The sequence below is a fragment of the Leuconostoc aquikimchii genome, assembly GCF_040838325.1.
GTDB classification, from domain to species: domain Bacteria; phylum Bacillota; class Bacilli; order Lactobacillales; family Lactobacillaceae; genus Leuconostoc; species Leuconostoc aquikimchii.
The window spans coordinates 1,277,603-1,297,807 of the sequence record NZ_JBFPER010000001.1; the positions used below are offsets into that span (position 1 = coordinate 1,277,603).

At 38.6% G+C, this 20,205-nt stretch carries 18 protein-coding genes and 1 riboswitch; of the genes, 7 read left to right on the plus strand and 11 right to left on the minus strand.

What is annotated here, in order from left to right; genetic code table 11:
- Positions 1-4: 4 nt before the first annotated feature.
- The 3 genes from AB3K24_RS06315 to AB3K24_RS06325 are packed head-to-tail and all read right to left on the minus strand — an operon-like array spanning position 5 to position 2,642.
- A complete protein-coding gene (locus AB3K24_RS06315) occupies positions 5-1,381 on the minus strand; it encodes a nicotinate phosphoribosyltransferase (RefSeq protein ID WP_367974414.1) in 1,377 nt (458 codons plus the stop codon).
- Entirely contained in the window at positions 1,381-1,926 is a 546-nt protein-coding gene (locus tag AB3K24_RS06320) for a helix-turn-helix domain-containing protein (protein WP_367974415.1), read from the minus strand. The genes AB3K24_RS06315 and AB3K24_RS06320 overlap by 1 nt, the downstream gene beginning before the upstream one ends.
- Positions 1,927-1,964: 38 nt before the next feature.
- Positions 1,965-2,642 (minus strand): VTT domain-containing protein, encoded by a 678-nt coding sequence (locus AB3K24_RS06325; protein WP_367974417.1) that lies wholly within the window; start codon positions 2,640-2,642, stop codon positions 1,965-1,967.
- 244 nt (positions 2,643-2,886) lie between these two features.
- On the opposite strand from AB3K24_RS06325, the gene AB3K24_RS06330 reads away from it, so the two are divergent.
- The 5 genes from AB3K24_RS06330 to AB3K24_RS06350 all read left to right on the plus strand — a co-directional run bounded on the left by AB3K24_RS06330 (position 2,887) and on the right by AB3K24_RS06350 (position 7,135).
- Positions 2,887-3,423, plus strand: a complete 537-nt coding sequence (locus tag AB3K24_RS06330; protein WP_367974419.1) for a nucleoside 2-deoxyribosyltransferase — start codon at positions 2,887-2,889, stop codon at positions 3,421-3,423.
- Positions 3,424-3,528: 105 nt separating this feature from the next.
- The gene (pnuC, locus tag AB3K24_RS06335; RefSeq protein WP_367974420.1) at positions 3,529-4,344 is read left to right on the plus strand and encodes a nicotinamide riboside transporter PnuC; all 816 of its coding nucleotides are present in this window, start codon (positions 3,529-3,531) and stop codon (positions 4,342-4,344) included.
- A 98-nt stretch (positions 4,345-4,442) separates the two neighbouring features.
- Positions 4,443-4,616: a 50S ribosomal protein L32 gene (gene rpmF, locus AB3K24_RS06340; RefSeq protein WP_367974422.1), complete on the plus strand. Its 174-nt coding sequence runs from the start codon at positions 4,443-4,445 to the stop codon at positions 4,614-4,616.
- A gap of 68 nt (positions 4,617-4,684) precedes the next feature.
- Positions 4,685-5,320, plus strand: coding sequence for a copper homeostasis protein CutC (locus AB3K24_RS06345; protein WP_367974424.1), 636 nt, complete (start codon positions 4,685-4,687; stop codon positions 5,318-5,320).
- 114 nt (positions 5,321-5,434) lie between these two features.
- Positions 5,435-7,135: an NFACT RNA binding domain-containing protein gene (locus AB3K24_RS06350; protein WP_367974426.1), complete on the plus strand. Its 1,701-nt coding sequence runs from the start codon at positions 5,435-5,437 to the stop codon at positions 7,133-7,135.
- A gap of 47 nt (positions 7,136-7,182) precedes the next feature.
- On the opposite strand, the gene AB3K24_RS06355 is transcribed toward AB3K24_RS06350, so the two are convergent.
- Genes AB3K24_RS06355 through AB3K24_RS06365 form a run of 3 tightly spaced genes read right to left on the minus strand, consistent with a single transcriptional unit; the run spans position 7,183 to position 9,388 of the window.
- Positions 7,183-7,935 carry a class I SAM-dependent methyltransferase gene (locus tag AB3K24_RS06355; protein ID WP_367974427.1) on the minus strand — a complete coding sequence of 251 codons (753 nt, stop codon included), beginning with the start codon at positions 7,933-7,935 and terminating at the stop codon, positions 7,183-7,185.
- Positions 7,928-8,926 carry a thymidylate synthase gene (locus AB3K24_RS06360; protein WP_367974429.1) on the minus strand — a complete coding sequence of 333 codons (999 nt, stop codon included), beginning with the start codon at positions 8,924-8,926 and terminating at the stop codon, positions 7,928-7,930. Before AB3K24_RS06360 ends, AB3K24_RS06355 begins: the two co-directional genes overlap by 8 nt.
- A gap of 3 nt (positions 8,927-8,929) precedes the next feature.
- On the minus strand, positions 8,930-9,388 hold the full coding sequence (locus tag AB3K24_RS06365; RefSeq protein ID WP_367974431.1) for a nucleoside 2-deoxyribosyltransferase: 459 nt from the start codon (positions 9,386-9,388) through the stop codon (positions 8,930-8,932).
- A 107-nt stretch (positions 9,389-9,495) separates the two neighbouring features.
- Positions 9,496-9,603, minus strand: a riboswitch (TPP riboswitch).
- Between the two features lie 373 nt (positions 9,604-9,976).
- On the opposite strand from AB3K24_RS06365, the gene AB3K24_RS06370 reads away from it, so the two are divergent.
- On the plus strand, positions 9,977-12,343 hold the full coding sequence (locus AB3K24_RS06370) for a phosphoketolase family protein (protein ID WP_367974432.1): 2,367 nt from the start codon (positions 9,977-9,979) through the stop codon (positions 12,341-12,343).
- 172 nt (positions 12,344-12,515) lie between these two features.
- Entirely contained in the window at positions 12,516-13,853 is a 1,338-nt protein-coding gene (locus AB3K24_RS06375) for a DHA2 family efflux MFS transporter permease subunit (protein WP_367974434.1), read from the plus strand.
- 44 nt (positions 13,854-13,897) lie between these two features.
- Here AB3K24_RS06375 and argF read toward each other — a convergent pair whose 3' ends face one another.
- The 5 genes from argF to mgtE form a co-directional block, all read right to left on the minus strand.
- Complete coding sequence (gene argF / locus AB3K24_RS06380; RefSeq protein ID WP_367974435.1) at positions 13,898-14,911, minus strand: ornithine carbamoyltransferase; 1,014 nt, start codon at positions 14,909-14,911, stop codon at positions 13,898-13,900.
- Positions 14,908-16,296 carry an argininosuccinate lyase gene (argH, locus tag AB3K24_RS06385; protein ID WP_367974436.1) on the minus strand — a complete coding sequence of 463 codons (1,389 nt, stop codon included), beginning with the start codon at positions 16,294-16,296 and terminating at the stop codon, positions 14,908-14,910. The genes argF and argH overlap by 4 nt, the downstream gene beginning before the upstream one ends.
- A gap of 38 nt (positions 16,297-16,334) precedes the next feature.
- Entirely contained in the window at positions 16,335-17,561 is a 1,227-nt protein-coding gene (locus AB3K24_RS06390) for an argininosuccinate synthase (protein WP_367974438.1), read from the minus strand.
- A 157-nt stretch (positions 17,562-17,718) separates the two neighbouring features.
- Complete coding sequence (locus tag AB3K24_RS06395; protein WP_367974439.1) at positions 17,719-18,708, minus strand: LCP family protein; 990 nt, start codon at positions 18,706-18,708, stop codon at positions 17,719-17,721.
- Positions 18,709-18,777: 69 nt separating this feature from the next.
- Positions 18,778-20,142 (minus strand): magnesium transporter, encoded by a 1,365-nt coding sequence (gene mgtE / locus AB3K24_RS06400; protein ID WP_367974441.1) that lies wholly within the window; start codon positions 20,140-20,142, stop codon positions 18,778-18,780.
- Positions 20,143-20,205 lie beyond the last annotated feature (63 nt).

Genomic DNA, 20,205 nt, shown 5'->3' on the forward strand with positions numbered 1-20,205 from the left:
TACCTCAAAAAAGTGTGCGATTGATAATCTCATTGCCATTAACAGGCAATGTCACACCATTCTCATATACTGTTTCTAGTAAGTCTTGCCCAGTCTCATGTTGAGAAACTGTTACTATCTTATTATCACGTAAAATAACTTTTAGTAGACCCGCTTTTGATGTTTTAGTCACATCAGTTTTAGGCTTTTTTTGAATATTAATTTTATCACCAGCGGCATTTTCAGCATAAGCTGCTTTAATTGCAAAGCGTTCAGTGTCACGTGTGAAGCCTTCTTGTAACAAACCACCGCCAGAGCCAACCACTAAGTTGTCTGTAGACCAACCAGCTTGCATGATTACTTCGTAGAGCGACACAATCGTATCTGCTTTCATGCCATCTCCCTGAATAACCCCGACGTTATGTTGCAACACCTGATAGCCTTTATCATTGGTCGTTGTCCCAAAAATATCTGCTAATAAAGCTAATACTTGTAAATCAATCGTTTCTGGATCACCAGAATCAGGACGTAAAACAATGCGTCCTGTACGTTTGATAATACGATCTTTAATTTCTGGTGAACCAATAACTTTTTCAATAAAATGCAACGCATCATATGAGTCAATCACAAGCGACAAAATAGCATTATCTGGGGCACGATCTAGTTGCGCATTGACATAATCAAGCTCGCCTTGACCAGCACCATAAGCAGTTGCTACTGAATGCTCAGTCGCCCAAACTGACAAAGCACGGCCAGCAACACCATAGATGTCGTTAAAATACTGTGATGCTGCCATGTTATCAGATCCCTGAAAGTGTAATAAATGCGCAGCGCCGCCACGTTTACCAGTTTCAAGTGATGTCGCACCACGCAAACCAAAATCGTTAACAGCTAGTGTAATTCCAGCTGGTGTGCCTGATTTTTCAAACAATGGTACCAAGCGTTTTTTAATATATAAGGAATTAGTTGCAATTGTCGTTGGGTACCAAACGTGCATGAGCACAACCTCCAACGCATTCAAACTCGTTGCAAACCAATCAGCTGTTGACTCAATTGTGAATAAAGCATTACCGGTTGGCACTTCAAGTCCTTCAGGCAATGCTTTAATTTTAACTGGAAAATAGCCTAAATCGCGCACCTTTTCCCAAACTGTACGATTAAAATAAGTTGACGTGTTAAATGTCATTTTAGACACTTGCTCGGCTTCATCAATCATAGCATCTGTAATCGGGCTATGAAAATAGTCATGTAAAATCATAGACAATCCAAACCAACTGACTGTATCAAAACGACCACCCACACGTGCTTCGCCATAAGAATAGAGTTTCGTAATGTTTGTTGGATACTGTAAATGGTGCGTTAACTTGTAAGCATCTGTTGCTAGAATCAAATTCTCCGTCATTAACTTATCTCCGGCAAGTCCGTTGTAATCATTGTTTGTGTGACATCTGTGAAGCGAGTGCCATTCGTTCGTAACAAGCGCCAATCATATTCTTTATCGTCATCAAATTCATCAATGTAAGGCTCAAACTCACCTTCTGTTTGCAGGATTAAATAACCTGCAAAGGCAGTGACAAAATCCGTACTAGATGTCACAACTCGTGTTAATTTACCTTGATCAAAGAAACCGACAGCTAACTTATCACCTTGCCATTGCCCTTCAAACGCCCATTTGAGCGTAATCCAGTCAGAAGTTGTGATACCAAGATTCATTAAATAATCCAATGACAAACGAATATGTATTGGATGTTTTTCTGACTGTGTTGCCATGCCTTGTGCGTCAAACTGGCTTGAGAAAATACCAACCAACGCTTCTAATTCACCAATGGTTGGCATATTTTCTTCGTTTTCAAACGATTTGACTAACGCCACATCGATGTCCAGAGCATCGCTAATTTCTTCGGCAGATATGCCAGTTAATTGTTGTAGTTTTTTTAAATTATTCATAACTTTATTATACTAAAAAAAGCCACCGCAAGGCAGCTTTATTTTTTTGATTTTGTTATTTTTTTGGTGCGTTGACTAATCACCACCGAGCGAACAATCCCAATAATTGTTGGTAACAGTGTTATCAGAGCAATCCCTAAAATAATCACTGAAAAATGTGCGCTGACAAAAGGAATATTGCCAAATAAATAGCCGGCCCCTGTTGCAATCAGACTCCATGAAAAAGCGGCGATCACATTATTTCTTAAAAAATGACCATATGGAAACTGACTAATACCAGCCACAAAAGGAATAAAGGTCCGCACGATGGGCATGTACCGCCCAATAATAATCGCTGCTGCCCCACGTTTTTCAAAGAAAGCCTCTGCTTCATGAATATGAGTTTCCTTGATAAAACGACCAACGACTGGATGTCTAATGAGCTTGTACCCACCCGTACGGCCAATCCAAAAATTCAAGGAGTCCCCTGCTACTGCAGCAACGAAGAACAAGACCATGAATACCCAATGATTTAAACCGGCATGCAAGCCAGCTGGTGTTGCCGCAACAGCGCCAGCGGCAAAAAGTAATGAGTCGCCAGGCAAGAAGGGCATGATAACGACCCCTGTCTCTATAAAAATAATGGCAAATAAAATGAGGTAAGTCCATGGTCCAAATTGTGTCACTAAAGTAGCGATGTGCGCATCAATATGGAGGATGAAGTCGATTAAAAACATGTGATTGATGTATTTCGTCAAACCATACAAGGCTTGCGTGAAACACGTTCCCCTAACTTAATTTTTTCAATAAGATTAGTGTACCACAATTTTTATGTCAAACATAATATACAAACAACACAATGTTTTTTTAATACATGATAAAATAGGTTTTGGACAAATTTTGTCCGTCTACTAGATATTGCAACACTTACAAAATAATCTGTTGTAAAGTTATATTAGTGTCAAAAAAAGGAGAAAACATATGAACGAAACAAAACTTATTGCCGACCTCGAAGAAATCAATCGTCATGTTGACAATGATAAGAAGCTACCTGGAGCTAAAAATATTTATTTAGCAGCTGGTTGGTTTTCAGATACACAAGAAGTATTATTGAAGGATGCTTTTATTCAACTCAGTGCTAACCCAACAATTGCACACATTCACGTGCCATTGTTGCATCAATATGGTGGTATGGCACTAGGTGATGCCAATAGCGAACCAGATTTTGAATGGGGTGCTATGACCTACAAAGCAGACATCAAAGCAATTGATAATTCTGATTTAACCGTTGCGATTTTTGAAGCGGAAGATGCCGACACAGGTACGGCGATGGAATTAGGCTACTCTGTTGCTTCAAACACACCAGTTGTGTCAGTATTTTCTGGTAATATAGACGAACATCCAATCAATCTTATGTTGTCATTTGGCACAGATGCCCACGTGACATCAACTGCTGAATTAGCAAACTATGACTTCTTTGACATCACACCAAATAAATACATGGGAAAACTCATTTAATTTACTCACTCACTTATAAAAAGAAAGGTGCCAAGCCGCTCTCTCAAAGTACTGTCGTATGGCAGAAACCATCCAGAGTGCCTTAATTTTGGCAAAAATAAAATCATGCAAAACGCCTCATCTCAACAAATTTCACATTGGCAATTGATCAACCCACTTTGGTATGCTGAACAATTCAAGGGTTGGACACGCTTATCTTACACACTATTAATTATTGGCCTACTCATTATTGCTTACACCAGTTTTGGCATGGGTGCACCAATTAGTGGTATGACTTTTGCAACATTCTTTGCGGCAGCGTTTGGTTGGACAACTGTCCTTGGCTTAAAAGAAGCAAAACCTATGAACGGCCTTTTTGGGCTATTATCGGCTGCTATTTACATTTATGTTGCCTGGTTACACAGTAATCCAGCTGACGCAGTATTACAGCTTACCTACGTTATTTTGCTAGATATACCTGTCTTGGTCATGCCCTCATGGGTTAAAGATACCGACAAACATGTTCGTTTTATTCACGAAACAGATATTCGTGGTGAAAAACATGGTAAGGTCTTCTGGTATACTGTTATCGCCATCGTTGCTATTGTGGCCTTTGTTGCGGCTTACTTATTTGAAACACAAGTATTGCACACACCACGTCCAATATCAGATTCATTAGTATTAGGTACTGGCTTAGTCGGTGCGGTCTTAACAACTTTTCGCTTTTCTGAAAGCTGGTTTGCTTGGCTTTTACAAGGCATTATGCAAATTGCCTTGTGGGGATTGACCGTTGCTGCTGGTGGCGCACTGGGCGCCTCCGCCTTGGTTATCTTAGTCACTTATCTCATGTATTTTGCAAATGATGTTCTAGCCATTGTCCAATCATCATGGTTTCATCATAAAGAAATCACGGCACAACTCGCACAAAGCCATGTCAAGTAAAATGCCTTGACATTGTTTTTAACAAACCTATTGACAAAAGTGTTAAATTTCGGTAAACTTGACTAGTTGATAAATTGAAACGAAAGGAGGTGCCATTTATGGCTACCCCATCAAACAAGAACTCAAAGTCTCACAAGCGTAACCGCCGCGGACACATTGGTTTGAATGTTCCTAACATTATGTTGGATCAAACAACTGGTGAGTACCGTGTAGCTCACCGTGTCTCACCTTCTGGTGTTTACAACGGCAAGCAAGTTACAGAAAAGAAGTAATCACACATGATAACCTGTACCAATGTGGCACAGGTTTTTTGTTTGCAATTTTATGGTAAAATGGTGACATGACAATTACAATTAGAGAAGCAGCGGTTGATTCTGTCGAAACTGCCAAACAAATGCGCCAAAAAGGCGCTAATCGTATTGAACTAAATAGTCGGTTAGACTTAGGCGGACTAACACCTGACACACGCACCATCATTGATACATTGATTGCTATTGATGATGTGCCGATCATTGTTATGGTACGCCCTCGTGGTGGTGATTTCGCCTATTCTGACATTGAACTGCAACAAATGCAAGACAGTTTACAACAAATTGCTGATCTTGGTGGTCAATTTGTGACATTTGGTGTTGTTCGTGACGGTCTTTTAGACAAAGAAGCGATGTCTGAATTAATTATGCGTGCCACTGAATTAAATCTACAAGTTATTATGCACATGGCATTTGATGTCATTGATTCCGATCAACAACAACAAGCAATGTATTGGTTATCTGAGCAAGGTGTCAGCCGCATTTTAACACATGGTGGCGATCTTACTAAACCTATTATGGATTTAATACCACAATTACAAGTGCTTGTGAACGCCGCGCCAGCGAACTTAACAATCTTACCTGGTGGTGGTATTACAATGGCCAATTCACAAGCGATTGCTGATACGCTTGGTGTAACTGAAGTGCACGGATCTAAAATTATTTAGTTTTGAAATGGTCTCTTTAACGATATAGTTAAAGGCTTTTTTAATAGACAGATTGAATTATATGTTATTGATTCCGCGTTACGATACAATAGAATAATAAGCGAGGTATTATATATGCCATTAGATGGCCTTTTCACACATGCACTGGTGCATGAACTTAATGAACTCATTGTTGGTGGTCGTATCACAAAAGTCCACCAACCTTACCCAAACGAAATTGTATTAGTTGTCCGCAATAACAGCGTGAACTATCCAGTACTTTTAAGTGCCCATCCAACCTATGCACGTGCGCAAATCACACATATTCCGTACGAAAATCCACAAACCGCACCGAATTTCGTCATGTTTTTACGACGCTACTTAGAAGGTGCTAAACTACAAAAAATTGAACAAGTAGAAAACGATCGGATCATCAACTTCTATGTCAATGCACGTAATGAATTAGGCGACATACAACAAATTCATTTAACCTTGGAAATGATGGGTCGTCATTCTAATTTATTTTTAGTTCGTGAAGATGATTCGCGTATTTTAGAATTGATTAAGCACGTACCAGCAGACCAAAATCGTGTGCGCTCATTAATGCCTGGTGCGACCTACGTGTTGCCGCCGGCTCAAAACCTCAAGGATCCGTTCATCCCCGGCGCGTTAGAAGCGTTAGCCCCAATGATTTTGGATACACCTGTTGATGATTGGGCCAAATTCATTCAATCGACCTATCAAGGGTTTGGCCGAGACTCTGCCTTAGTTTTGGCTCAAACTATTAATCAAGCTGGTGATCATTTAGCGCACGCTAAAAATTGGTTAGCCCGCTTTAACGATTTAAAACCAACCCTTTTCACTGCTGAAAAAGGTGCCTTAAGCTATGCTGCTTTTGACTGGTTGCAAGACTATGCAACCAGTGAACATTTTCAAACACTTGGTGACATGTTAGATGCTTACTATATTGGTAAAGCAGAACGTGAACGTGTGAACCAACAAGCTGGCTCGTTAGTCCGTGTTGTCAAAAACGAACTCAAAAAAAACAACACCAAACGCAAAAAATTATTGGCAACACTTAATGATGCAAAAAATGCTAATGATCTCAAAGTCATGGGTGACTTGTTAATTACTTATCCTCATCTTGTTCAAAAAGGCATGACGACAGTTGATATTGAAAACTACTATGATAATAATCAGTTACTGACAATTACATTAGATCCTAAATTAAATGGCTTAAAAAATGCAGAAAGATACTTCACTAAGTATCGTAAATTGCGCACAGCTGTGGCCTATGTGAACGAACAAATGACATTGACAGATGCAGAAATTGACTATTTTAATAATATTGTCGCACAACTCGATGTTGCTTCGCCAAAAGATGTTGAAGACATCCGTTTAGAATTAACCAACGGTGGTTATATCCGTGCTAGTAAAAAGAGTAAACAAAAACCGAAAGTCTCGAAACCAGATAAATTTGAAAGTTCCGACGGGACACTAATTGAAGTCGGTAAAAATAATTTACAAAACGAACGTCTGTCTTTAAAACAAGCTGACCGCCGTGATATTTGGCTCCACGTCCAAAAAATTCCAGGTTCTCATGTCATTATTCATTCAGCAAACCCATCAGATGAAACATTAGTTGAAGCCGCAAAGCTTGCTGCCTACTTTAGTAAGGCACGTGACTCTGCTAACATTCCAGTTGATTATCTGCCTGCCGGTAAACTCCGTAAACCAAACGGTTCAAAACCTGGGTTCGTCATTTTTGAAGGACATCAAACGCTGTATGTAACGCCTGATGCGAATTTAGTATCTCAGTTAAAAATTAAAAAATAATCGTAAAAATAGCCGATAGACACCTTAAAAAGTGTCTATCGGCTATTTTATTTAATGGCTTCATATAAAATAAAAGGTGCTTGGGTGCGTTCGTTTTCCCAGTTAATTACCCCGTATTGTGCTGTAATAGCAGCCATTTGTTCAGCGCTAAAATCATTGAGGGTTGGATATTTTACTGTCACATGCGTAAATCCTGCATATTTTAGATTATCGTCATACATACGATTTGGCCAATTAAAATCATATAGAATTAAATCTTCTTGCTGATTCACGTGCAGCTTTTCAACGCGTTGTTCCCCATAATCGTATACTTTGTCTTTGATACCATTTTGAAATGTTGAAAATGGCACACCGGTTGTATTGGGATTTGTATCCAAAATAATGAACCGACTTTTTGGGCGTAAAACACGATAAATTTCTGTCATCATGCGCCGTATACGATCTTCTGAGCCATTATTTATAAATACGTAACAAGCAATTGCCCCGTCAATTGTATCATTTGGTACAAAACTCAAACGATCATTTTTAACGACTTGATAAACAATGCGATCATGCGCACGTTGCTTGTTTGCAATATCGATCATACTTTCAGATTCATCAACAGCAACGATTTGCGATGCTGTCTGCTCAGCTAATCGCAAAGCCACCTTACCTGGCCCACAACCATAATCTAATATTGTTGCGGCCTGATGTTTTGAAAAAAAAGACAAGATATAATTATAACCCAATACTTGTTCTAATACATCATTGTAGGCATTAAATTGATTAGCTACTTTATCACTCTCAAAAAGATTAGTCATTTTTATTTACTCCTGAATTATTTATATTATTTGGCCACTTATTCAGCAAAAAATACTGATAAATTGGCATCAAATGACAAAATATAGTCTGATCAATTTTTTTATGATAGTAAATCATTTGATATATGCTAAATAAAGCCAATATTTGTTGCCAATATGGCGTCAAATTACTTGCTTGGATTGCTTGCCAATGCAATGTTATCTCGTTTTTTCGCAATTTTTCCTCATAATCCATCAATTGATGAATCATTTCCCAATTATTTTCCAATGGCATTTCTGGAAAGGTAAAACGTGCATCACTTGGCGTTTCTAATACATGCGTTACCCATACATTATCCGGTTCATAGATGTGCATGGTACCCACACTGTGATAGTATTTCCCAACTGGCACATGCAATTCTCGTGCCATCAATTCTTGAATAAAGGTGAATGAAAATACATCACTCACGATACCTCGAAAAGCATCATTAGCACGCATATAAGCAATCATATCCAGTTGCTTATCTCGAATAAAAAACTGCAGCCCTAATGTGCATGACACATCTAAATTGTTCGGAATTGCCAACTCACTACCATCAAAAATTTGTAAGACGGCACGCTTAGAATCAGGATCTTTGATTAATAATGCTTTTACATTTTGCCATTGATTTAACTGTTGATCTCCCAAATTAAATAGCTTTGAGCCATACGCTGTACCTGTTAAAATGTGGCCATCCATCGAATAATCTGGCATTTTTTTATTATAATAACTGATATAATCTAAACTATTATTACCCGTTAAGTACCATAATGCTTCGGCAAAATTAAACACAATATTACATTTTCTTTTTTGATTATAACTGACTCTCTGTACTGGTTGCTGAATACTAAAATGATACGCAATTTTTTCTCGACTTTGAAATCCTCGCGGCTGATTAAAAAAATCGGCATGGTTATAGATGTCATTTAGCACAGCCCTATAGGCACTATCAAAGGTTTCATATGTTGACATTTTTCATTCCCCCTCGCATCGTTTTTGAGTTAAAAATTGTTTAATTTTTAATAAACAATCTGCGTCATCTTTATAATACACATAATTAACACAACTGACAGTCCGCAAACCGCTCACTAAATAAGCATAGGTCGTATTTTCTTGTAAAAGCAGTACGATTGGTTTATCAAATGCAGAGGCCCAACCAATTTCAATATGCGTCCCCGGTGATGCTGGACTGCCTGGGAATGCCATCAACATCTGGCATTTTTTAATGGCGTCAAAATCTGCCGCTGTGCATTCATCTGGCGTCATCATATGCTGGCCCCAACTTTCTCGCTGATGTGCATTATCCACTGCATAGTGTGCATCAACGAGTAATTGAATCACCTGCTTAATCAAGTTCATATTTTGTGAGTCAATGACTTTATCTTGCGTCAGTAATTGCTTAAATGGTGCTGCTAAAAATACATGGTTATTCAAAAAACGCCTCCTAAGAAATTCAAAACATAGAAAAAGAGCATTCGCAATCATTATATACTGCAAACGCTCTAGATATAGTATGTCTATTTATAAGGATACACATTGGCCCCCTACATTTCACACTTTCCTACGCTGCTTGCAACAGATCAGGTTCAAAGGGTTCGAAGACTAGCACTTCTCTCTCAGCTTTTTGTAAAGCACCCCTAGTATGTTAATTAATCGATTAATAACAAATTGATTCTATCACACACCATTCTAAAGATGCAACTCATTTCTGGTTATAAACTCGCCTATTTTCTTCTAACAAGCTGTCCCACCTTGCTTTACACCTTATAAACAAAATCCAATATTTAAATTGGTACGAACCAATTTAAATATTGGTGTTGACTTTTTTAAAAATAACCTATACGATAAGAATGTAAAAACGATGACGCAACAATAGCACACCAACAGTTTTATTTAAGATTTAAATAAGCTGTTAGATTTTCCAGAATACTTTGCAAAGTAGTTTTTTTATGTGTCTTGCTGTCATTTTTACACAATTACCCTGTGCATTTGACTATGAGATACTAAATCGGAGGAATCAACATGAATATTGACTCACAAAAATATCTTGATCATCTAGACGCTTATTGGCGAGCTGCTAATTACTTGTCAGTTGGTCAACTATATTTATTAGATAATCCACTACTAAAAGAAAAATTAACAGCTGATCAGGTTAAAATTCACCCGATCGGCCACTGGGGAACTATTCCTAGCCAAAACTTTATTTACGCCCATCTCAATCGTGCCATCAATAAATTTGACTTGAACATGTTCTATGTTGAAGGCCCAGGTCATGGCGGTCAAGTCATGATTTCTAATGCCTATTTAGATGGCAGCTACACTGAGGCCTTTCCAGAAATTACACAAGATACAACTGGTATGCAAAAAATGTTTAAGCGTTTTTCATTTCCAGGTGGTGTTGCCTCACACGCTGATCCAAAAGTTCCTGGTTCAATTCATGAAGGTGGCGCATTAGGCTATTCTATTCTTCACGGCGCCGGTGCCGTTCTTGATAACCCAGATCTCATTGCTGCAGTTGTCGTCGGCGATGGCGAAGCAGAAACAGCCCCATTAGCTACGTCATGGCACGTTAATAAGTTTTTGAATCCTAAAAATGATGGGACTGTTCTACCAATTTTAAATCTTAATGGTTTCAAAATTGCTAACCCAACTGTTTTGTCTCGTGAATCTGATGACACATTAACTAAATATTTCACAAGTCTCGGTTGGCATCCCTACTTTGTTAGTTCATTTGATAAGCCTATCATGCAAGTGCACCAAGAAATGGCACAAACAATGGATACTGTTTTTGAAGAAATTAAACAAATTCGTGCCACTGCTGCAAAACAAACCAGTGCAGGTGTTACACGACCAATTTGGCCTATGATTGTTTTACGTTCGCCTAAGGGATGGACGGGTCCTAAAACTTGGGATGGTCAGCCAATCGAAAATTCATTCCGTGCGCACCAAATTCCAATTCCAGCAGATCAAAACCATCCTGAATATATACCAGATTTGGTTAGTTGGTTGAAATCATATCAACCAGAAGAATTATTTGATGAATCTGGGCATTTAACAGCAGCTATTCAAGAGGTTTTGCCTAAAAAATCATTACGCATGGCTAATAATTCAGTCACAAATGCCGGTATCATTAAGCCACTCAATATCCCAGATATTAATGATTATCTTGTTGATCACAAATTACCTGGTAACGATTTAGCACAAGATGCTATTTTGCTAGGCGGTTATATTCGAGATCTTATCAAGCTTAATCCGACCAATTTCCGTGGCTTTGGACCCGATGAAACAGCCTCTAATCGTTTTCAAGATATCTTTGAAACCACCAATCGACAATGGTTACTACCAATTAAAGAACCAAACGATCAATTTATGGCACCTGAAGGTCGCATTATCGATTCGATGCTATCTGAACACTTTGATGAAGGTATGTTAGAAGCCTACACGCTTACCGGTCGTCATGGGTTCTTTGCAAGTTATGAAGTCTTTATTCGTGAAGTTGATGATATGATCGTACAACACTTCAAGTGGTTAAATCATTCGCACGGGGTATCTTGGCGTAAAGATGTACCCGCTTTAAATATTATTGCTGACTCAACTGTATTCCAACAAGATCATAATGGTTACTCACACCAAGATCCTGGTGTCACAACCATGCTTTACGAAAAACAGCCTAATTTTGTTCGTGAATTTTTCCCAGCTGATGCTAACAGTTTAGTGGCAACATTTGAACATGCTGTACAAACCAAACAACAAATTAATTATATTGTTGCCAGTAAACATCCCCGTTTACAGTGGTTCTCTCCTCTTGAAGCTAAGCAACTTGTGACGCAAGGATTACGCGTTGTTGACTGGGCAAGTACAGATCACGGTGAGAAGCCTGATCTTATTATTGCCTCTGCTGGTTCAGAACCAACAATCGAAAGTTTGGCTGCTATCCAAATTTTGCATGAACAAATACCAACTTTGAAGATTCGTTATATCAACGTATTAGATTTGTTTAAATTACGTGCAGATGCTAGTTACGGTTTAAGTGATGCTGAATTTGATGCTTACTTTACAACCGATGTCCCTGTTTTGTTCGCATTTCATGGCTATGCACCAATGATTGAGTCCATTTTCTTTAAACGTCACAATCATCATTTAGCTGTTCATGGTTATCGTGAAGAAGGTGATATCACCACACCATTTGATATGCGTGTTTTGAATAAAATTGATCGTTTCAACCTAGTGAAGGCAGCCATTGAAATGTTACCAAACGACACAGCAGTTAAACACGCTGATCTCGTGCAAAAGATGACTGACAAATTAGATGAACATGTATCATTCACAAGATCTCAAGGTACTGACTTGCCAGAAGTAGAAGATTGGCACTGGCATTCTCTCAATTAATTTAAATAATATTAACAACCCTATTGACAAAGCAGGTTAAAATCTGTTAAGTTTATCTCAGTTGTTTCGTACAGATAGCACGGATTTATTTCGTGCCGACAAAAGAGGCGTGACGTTATCATTTTTTTGATAATGTCACACCTCTTTTTATTTATTTAAGGAGAAAATTGCAATGAAAACAAAAAATTGGCGGGTCATTCCAGCAGTTATTGCAGCAGGTATTTTAAGTTTTAGTGGTGTCTTAATTGAAACCTCAATGAATGTCACCTTTCCCAAGTTAATGTCAGAGTTTGGTACTAACGCTAACGGTGTCCAATGGGTAACCACTGGTTATTTATTAGCGATTGCCATCATTGTGCCGATTTCAGCATTTTTAATTCGCAATTTTTCAACGCGCCAATTATTTATTTTATCAAATTTTTTGTTCCTAATTGGCATTATTTTGGATAGCTTTTCACCTTCCCTCACCTTGCTACTAGTTGGTCGTATTTTGCAAGGTGTGGGTACCGGTATTGCCTTGCCCTTGATGTTTCATATCATATTGACTAAATCACCAATTAAAAGTCGCGGCATGATGATGGGCATTGGTAGTATGATTACATCACTCGCACCAGCAGTCGGACCAACCTATGGTGGTGTTTTGCTCAATACCTTAGGCTGGCGTTCAATATTTTGGTTCTTAATTATTTTAGTGCTTATTTCTTTGGTAATTGGACTCATCAGTATCCCAGCAGAAAATATAAAGCGCACGGAAAAATTCCCGGCAAAGACTTTTATTTTTTTAGCGCTAGGGTTAAGTTTAGTGCTATTAGCAATTGAAAAAATGTCACTCTTAATGGCCATTATTGGTATTTTCTCGCTGGTTATTTTTTATACTCTCAACAAAAAACAACAATTATTACAGCTCACTTTATTTAAAAATAAACGCTTTAATTTTTATATGTATGGCTTTTTAGCTTACCAGGCAATTTTATTAGGCTTATCATTTATTTTGCCAAACTATTTACAATTAAATTTGCATGTGAGTGCGGCTGCTGCAGGTGCCTTTATGTTCCCGGGTGCTCTTATAAGTGCCATTTTAGCCCCTGTGTCTGGCTCACTGCTGGATAAAATTGGTCAGTATCGCCCAATTTTATTTGGTTTAATCATATCAACCATTGCCTTAACCATCATGTTTCTTTATTTTCCCAGTCTTAACTTCTGGACATTGATGTTAACTCACATGTTATTAATGGTTGGTATTGGTTTTTCATATGCTAACTTTATGACAGTCACCTTGGCAACATTACCAACAAATGAAACGACTGATGGCAATGGTATTTTAAATACGGCGCAGCAATTTGTTGGTGCAACCGCAACTGCAGTTGTTGCCCAAATAATCACAACTGCCATGCATAAAAATCAAGCAACTGGTATGGTCATCGGGTCTAAACAAGGTATTGGTGTTTTGACTGTCTTAATTATACTGTCTCTCATTCTTTTTATTGGTGTTAATAGACGTCAAAAATAACAATCTGTTCGACAAAAAAAGTTGGCTCAAAGCCAACTTTTTTGTTACATTTCTGGTATAAATAGGTTACCTAAGGTAGCTGCCATCACTGCCTTGATTGTATGCAAACGATTTTCCGCTTGATCAAATTGATAGGCATATGGTGCATGGAACACCTCATCAGTAATTTCCATTTCCGAAATACCAAATTTGTCGTATATCTCTTGTGACATCGTGGTGTTTAAATCGTGAAACGCTGGTAAATCATGTAATACAATCACGTTGTCATTATGTGTCAATGCCACTAATTGCGCGTTAATTTGGTAAGGCGTCAATAGCTTAATGCGCGCTTCAAACGTCTCTTCTTCACCCATAGAAGCCCAAACATCTGTATAAAGCACATCAACACCAGCAACACCTTGCGCAACATCATCAGTTACCAAAAGGCTTGCGCCAGACACGGCTGCTTTTTGTGCTGCCAATGACTGGATTTCTGCTGTTGGCTGCAAACTTTTAGGCGCAACAATATGCACATTAACACCCAAAATAGCACCGGTAACTAATAACGAGTTGGCCACATTATTCCGACCGTCCCCCATATAAGCCAGGGTAACACCCTCTAACTGTTTAAATTGTTCCTTAATTGTTAGAAAATCTGCTAACATTTGCGTTGGATGCCACTCATCTGTTAAGCCATTCCATACTGGCACACCAGAATATTTTGCCAAGCCTTCAACGATATTTTGTGAAAAGCCACGATATTCAATGCCATCATACATCCGACCAAATACCTTTGCAGTATCTTCTAAGGATTCTTTTTTGCCAAATTGAATATCATTTTTACCTAGAAATTCAGCATGTGCCCCTAAATCATTCGCGGCTACAGTAAAACTCGACCGTGTTCGCGTTGATGTTTTTTCAAAAAGTAAGGCAATATTTTTACCTTGCAAATAGTGATGTGGTATATTATTTTGCTTCAAATATTTAAAGTGTGCCGCCAGATCAATCAGTGTTTCTAATTCTTTTTTTGTAAAATCACTTTCCTTCAAAAATGACTTTCCCTGAAAATGTGAATTCATGAACGTGCCTCCAAGTTTTTTTGATGTCGTGCAATTTCTTTTTTGACATTCACAACAGCTGTCCCACCAATCGATGTGCGTCGATTAACTGCCGTTTCTGATTGTAAGACCTCATAAATATCAGCTTCAATTTGCGGTGCCGCAGCTTGTAAAGTAGCCAATGGTGTCTTTTGTAAAGGTGTGTGTGTCTGCAAACCTTGTAATACAAGCTGGCCGACAATGGCATGTGCTTCACGAAATGGTACGCCCTTAGTTGCTAAATAATCAGCTAACTCTGTCGCATTAGAAAAATCATCTTGTGTGCTAGCCAGCATTCGTTCTTCATGTACTTTTAAGCCATTTAACATCCCTGTGAATATCTTGACTGATGCAATCACTGTATCCATCACATCAAAAACTTGCTCTTTATCTTCTTGCATATCTTTATTATAGGCAAGCGGTAACGACTTCATTGTAGTCAATAAGGCCATTAAAGCGCCATAAGTACGTCCCGTTTTACCACGTACGAGTTCTGCAAAATCAGCATTTTTCTTTTGTGGCATAATCGATGAACCTGTTGAAAAGTCATCTGATAACTCGATATAATTGAATTCATACGTCGACCAAAGTATCAACTCTTCAGCCATTCGTGACAAATGCATCATCAAAATTGCCGCGTTCGATAAAAATTCTAAGGCAAAATCACGGTCTGAAACAGCATCCAGTGAGTTATGGTAAATGTCGCCAAATCCCAGTTCATTTGCTACAAATTCGCGATCAATCGGGAAAGTTGTCCCAGCAAGAGCTGCTGCACCTAACGGTAAAATATCGGTGTGTAATTGATTAAATTCAAACCGATCATAGTCCCTTTGGAACATATCGAAATAAGCTAATAAGTAATGCCCATATGTTATTGGCTGGGCGTGTTGTAAATGTGTATACCCAGACATAATCGTCCCTGCGTGCGTCGTTGCTAACGTCAATAATTCTTGTTGCAAGTCAGTGACTGCATCAAGGACGTGTGGTAAACGGTGTTTAACCCACAAATGAAAGTCTGTCGCTACTTGATCGTTACGTGAACGAGCTGTATGCAATTTCCCGGCGACCGCCCCAATTTTTTCAGTCAATAAAGCTTCCATATTCATATGGATATCTTCATTTTTAACATCAAATGTTAACTTGCCGTCGCTCAAATCTTGTTGCAAGCTCGTTAAACCAGCAACAATTTGCGTTGAATCAACAGCAGAAATGATCTGCTGCTGCCCCAACATTTTTGCGTGAGCAATTGAGCCTTCCAAATCTTCAGCTGCCATTTGTTGATCAAAATGAATTGATGCCCCGAATTCATCTACCCATTCAGCTGCCTTAGCAGTGAAACGACCACCCCAAAGTTTCGTTGTTGCCATAGTTACTCTCCCTTATGTACGGCGAAAACGCCTTAAACTTACTTAATTGTACTTTTCTTGTCTATTGAATGGACATGGTTAACCTGTTCATACACTGTGTTGCTTAATGTCCATAACTTGATAAAGCCAACCGCTGCTTCTTGGTCAAATGATGAGGCACTCGTGTAAGTTGCCAAATCTTCGTCATATAATGAATTGTGTTCTGATTGACGGGCAACAGCAACAGCATTACCCTTAAACAACTTCATTTTAACAACGCCATTAACATTTTTTTGTGTTTCATCAATAAATGCCATCAAGCCATCAAATAATGGTGATACCCATTTTGCTTCATATACTAAATTCGCTAATTGTTGTTCAATCATTGGCTTGAAATGTGCCACATCGCGTTCTAGTGTTAAATCTTCTAAATCTTTATGTGCTGTCATCAATACGGCAGCAGCTGGTGCTTCATAAATTTCACGTGATTTGATACCGACTAAACGGTTTTCAATATGATCAATTCGACCAATACCATGTGCGCCAGCCATTGTATTTAACTTAATGATTAAGTCAGCCAAAGGCATCTCAACGCCATCGAGTGCAACTGGTATCCCAGCAGCAAACGTCACATCAACAAATTCAGCTGTATCTGGTGTCTTTTCAATAGGTGTCGTTAACGCATAGGCACCTTCAGGTGCTTGATTCCAAGGGTTTTCCAAGATACCAGCTTCATTAGCACGTCCCCAAAGATTTTCATCAATAGAATATGGTGAGTCCAAACCAACTGGCACAGGTACATTGTGTTCAGCGGCATAGGCAATTTCTTCTTCACGAGACCATTGAAATTCACGAATCGGTGCTTCAATTTTCATATCTGGATCCAACGCATGAATTGCCGCTTCAAAACGTACTTGGTCATTACCATGACCTGTTGATCCATGGGCAATAGCAACAGCGTCATTTTCATGCGCAATATCAACAAGTTTTTTAATAATCAATGGCCGTGATAGTGCTGATACCATTGGATATTCACCTTCATACAACATGTTAGCTTTAATCACTGGTGCAACATATTGATCAGCAAACTCTGCCTGTGCATCAATTACAATAGATTGACTAGCACCGACTTGTAACGCCTTTGCTTGAATCATATCCATATCTTTGCCATGTTGCCCAACGTTCAAAACAACTGCTATAATCTCATAACCTTTTCCTTTTAGCCAAGGAATTGCCACTGATGTATCTAAACCACCTGAATATGCTAATACTAATTTCTCTGTCATTGTTGTGTCCTCCGTATTTATGCTATGAATTAATATTACCGCTTAATGTTTATTTATTCAACACTTTACTGACTATATACATCAAAACAGTGTATATAGTCTATTTTATTGTATATTTTTGCAATAAAAAACAAGTATCGCTACTTGTTTTTGAATCTTATTCTGCCATTTGCTCGGCAATAGCATCATGTACACGATCTATTTCTGTCTGACTCATGACTTCCACTGATCCCAGAGCACCCATATCTTGTGTAGTGCCGCGCATCTGGTCTTGCTTAATGTTGCCAAGCGCAGAACGATAACTCAACGCCAAATTCTTCATCGAAGTGGTTGATACATCAGTTTGAATATTATTTGATACGGTATTTAATAATGAATCATTAAACAGACTACCAACACTTGCTGAATTTTTCAAGACACCTCGTAAAATAAGCTGTTGTCGCATCTGACGGCCATAATCACCATTTGGATCTTCATGTCTCATCCGTGAAAAGGCAAGTGCTTCACTGCCATCCATATGATATGTTTGACCTGCTGTAAATGAATATTGACTCTTAGAATCAGCTTGCGTGTCATCACCTGCTGTTGTGAAGGTTAATGGCGACGTGACATCAACACCACCCACTGCATCAACCATTTTGATCAAACCACCCATGTTAACTAAAATATAGCCACCATTGATTTTAATATCTAACAAATTTTCAACTGCTGCCATGGCTGAATCAGCTGTGCCATAAGCAAAGGCGGCATTGATTTTCATTTGTTGCCCATTAACAGTAACCAATGTATCACGTGCAATAGAAGTCATTGTGGTGACATTGGTTTTTGGATTGACCGTCATAACCATCATCGTATCTGTACGACCTTTATAGTCACGACCTAATTCGCCTGTATCTGTTCCTAATAATAGATAGGATACTGGTTTTTTATTCGCGGTTACTTTATCGGCTTTTTTGGTTGTTTGTGACGGATTTTGCATTTTCGTGATTGTTCGGTTCATTTTATAATAAGCATAACCACCTGTGCCTACCCCAATTAACACAATTAAACCAATAATCACCAAAATTGTATTACGAATTCTGTGCTTTTTTTTCGGTCTATTTTGTTTCCCATTATTACCCGATCGCATTTGCTCACGTGTTGGCATATTCATTCACTCCTACAATAGTTTTATCATTTATTTTAACACAAAAAAGTTTAATTTCTGATTAAAAAACTAATTACCAACAAAATGCGTCATAAATAACTGTGCGACATTAAAATAAATCAGTACAGAAGTTAAATCAGATAATGTTGTAATAAATGGCCCGCTGGCAACAGCTGGATCAAATCCAAGCCGATCAATCAAAACTGGAATGAGGTAGCCAGCTAAATTAGCGACTATAATGGCCATGGTCATCGCTAGTCCGACCGCTAAACCAAGTACAGCATTATGCTTCCAAATCGCAACAATAGCAAAAACAGCGCCTCCTGTGGCTATACCAACAATAATACCCGCAATAATTTCACTGACAAAATTTTTCCAACCACTATTTTCGCTACCAACTGCAATACGACGAACGGCCAGGGCCAGAGCTTGTGTGCCCGCATTACCGGCCGTACCAGTAATCAGCGATATGAAGGCTGCTAAAATAGAAGCACGCCGCACTAAATCATCATATGAGCTAATAAGCGTCGCCGTTGCCATACCTAGTATTAACAAGGCAATTAGCCATGGGATACGCTTAATAGCTGAATGCCATGGCGTATCATTAATTTGACTGACGTTAACGGCAGCCAAACCAGAGTAATCCTCAACAGCCTCTTCGTCAATGACATCGACAATATCATCAACTGTAATGACCCCTAACAACCGGTTGTTATCATCAGTTACTGGGATAGAAAGAAAATTATAGTCAGCCACAATTTGGGCAACATCTTCTTGATCATCTCCTGCTTTAACAGTAATAATACGGTCATTTGTAATTTCAGAAACGGCCAAATTATCTGGGTGTGTCAACAAATCACGCAATGAAATCACACCTGTTAATTGATCTTGTAAATCTAACACGTAAACATAACTAATGGATTCTGCTTCTAATGCCTGTTTTTTAACCAAACGCATGACTTCATCAACATGCAAATCCTCTTCTACCGCCAAATACTCAGTAGACATCAGGGATCCCGCTGTTTGTTCATCATAATCGATCAATTTACGAACAGTATCAGCTTCAGATTTTGACATAAGACTCAAATATGTCGCAACAAGTCTTGCTGGCATTTCTTGCAACAAATCAGCCTCATTATCAGCATACATTTCCTGCAAAACAAGCGCACCCCGTTGTGGTGGTAATTCTTTTAGTAATGTCACAATATCGACCGTATCACTATCTAAATTATCAAAAACAGTGGCTAAAATTTCAATTGACAATAATCGCCAGGCGACCGATCGAAATTGTTCTGGCAACTCAGCATAAACTTGTGCCATTTCAAAATCATGTAATGATTCGAAGCTTTCAATAAATTCGCTGTCTTGACCAGAATGAAGTAAATCAGATAAAAATTGGATTGTTTGATATAGTTGTTCACTTTGATCTGCCATAGTTACCCCATCATCTTAACGTAGCAAGCAATCACAAACGAATTGCCTTTTATCCATCTGCAC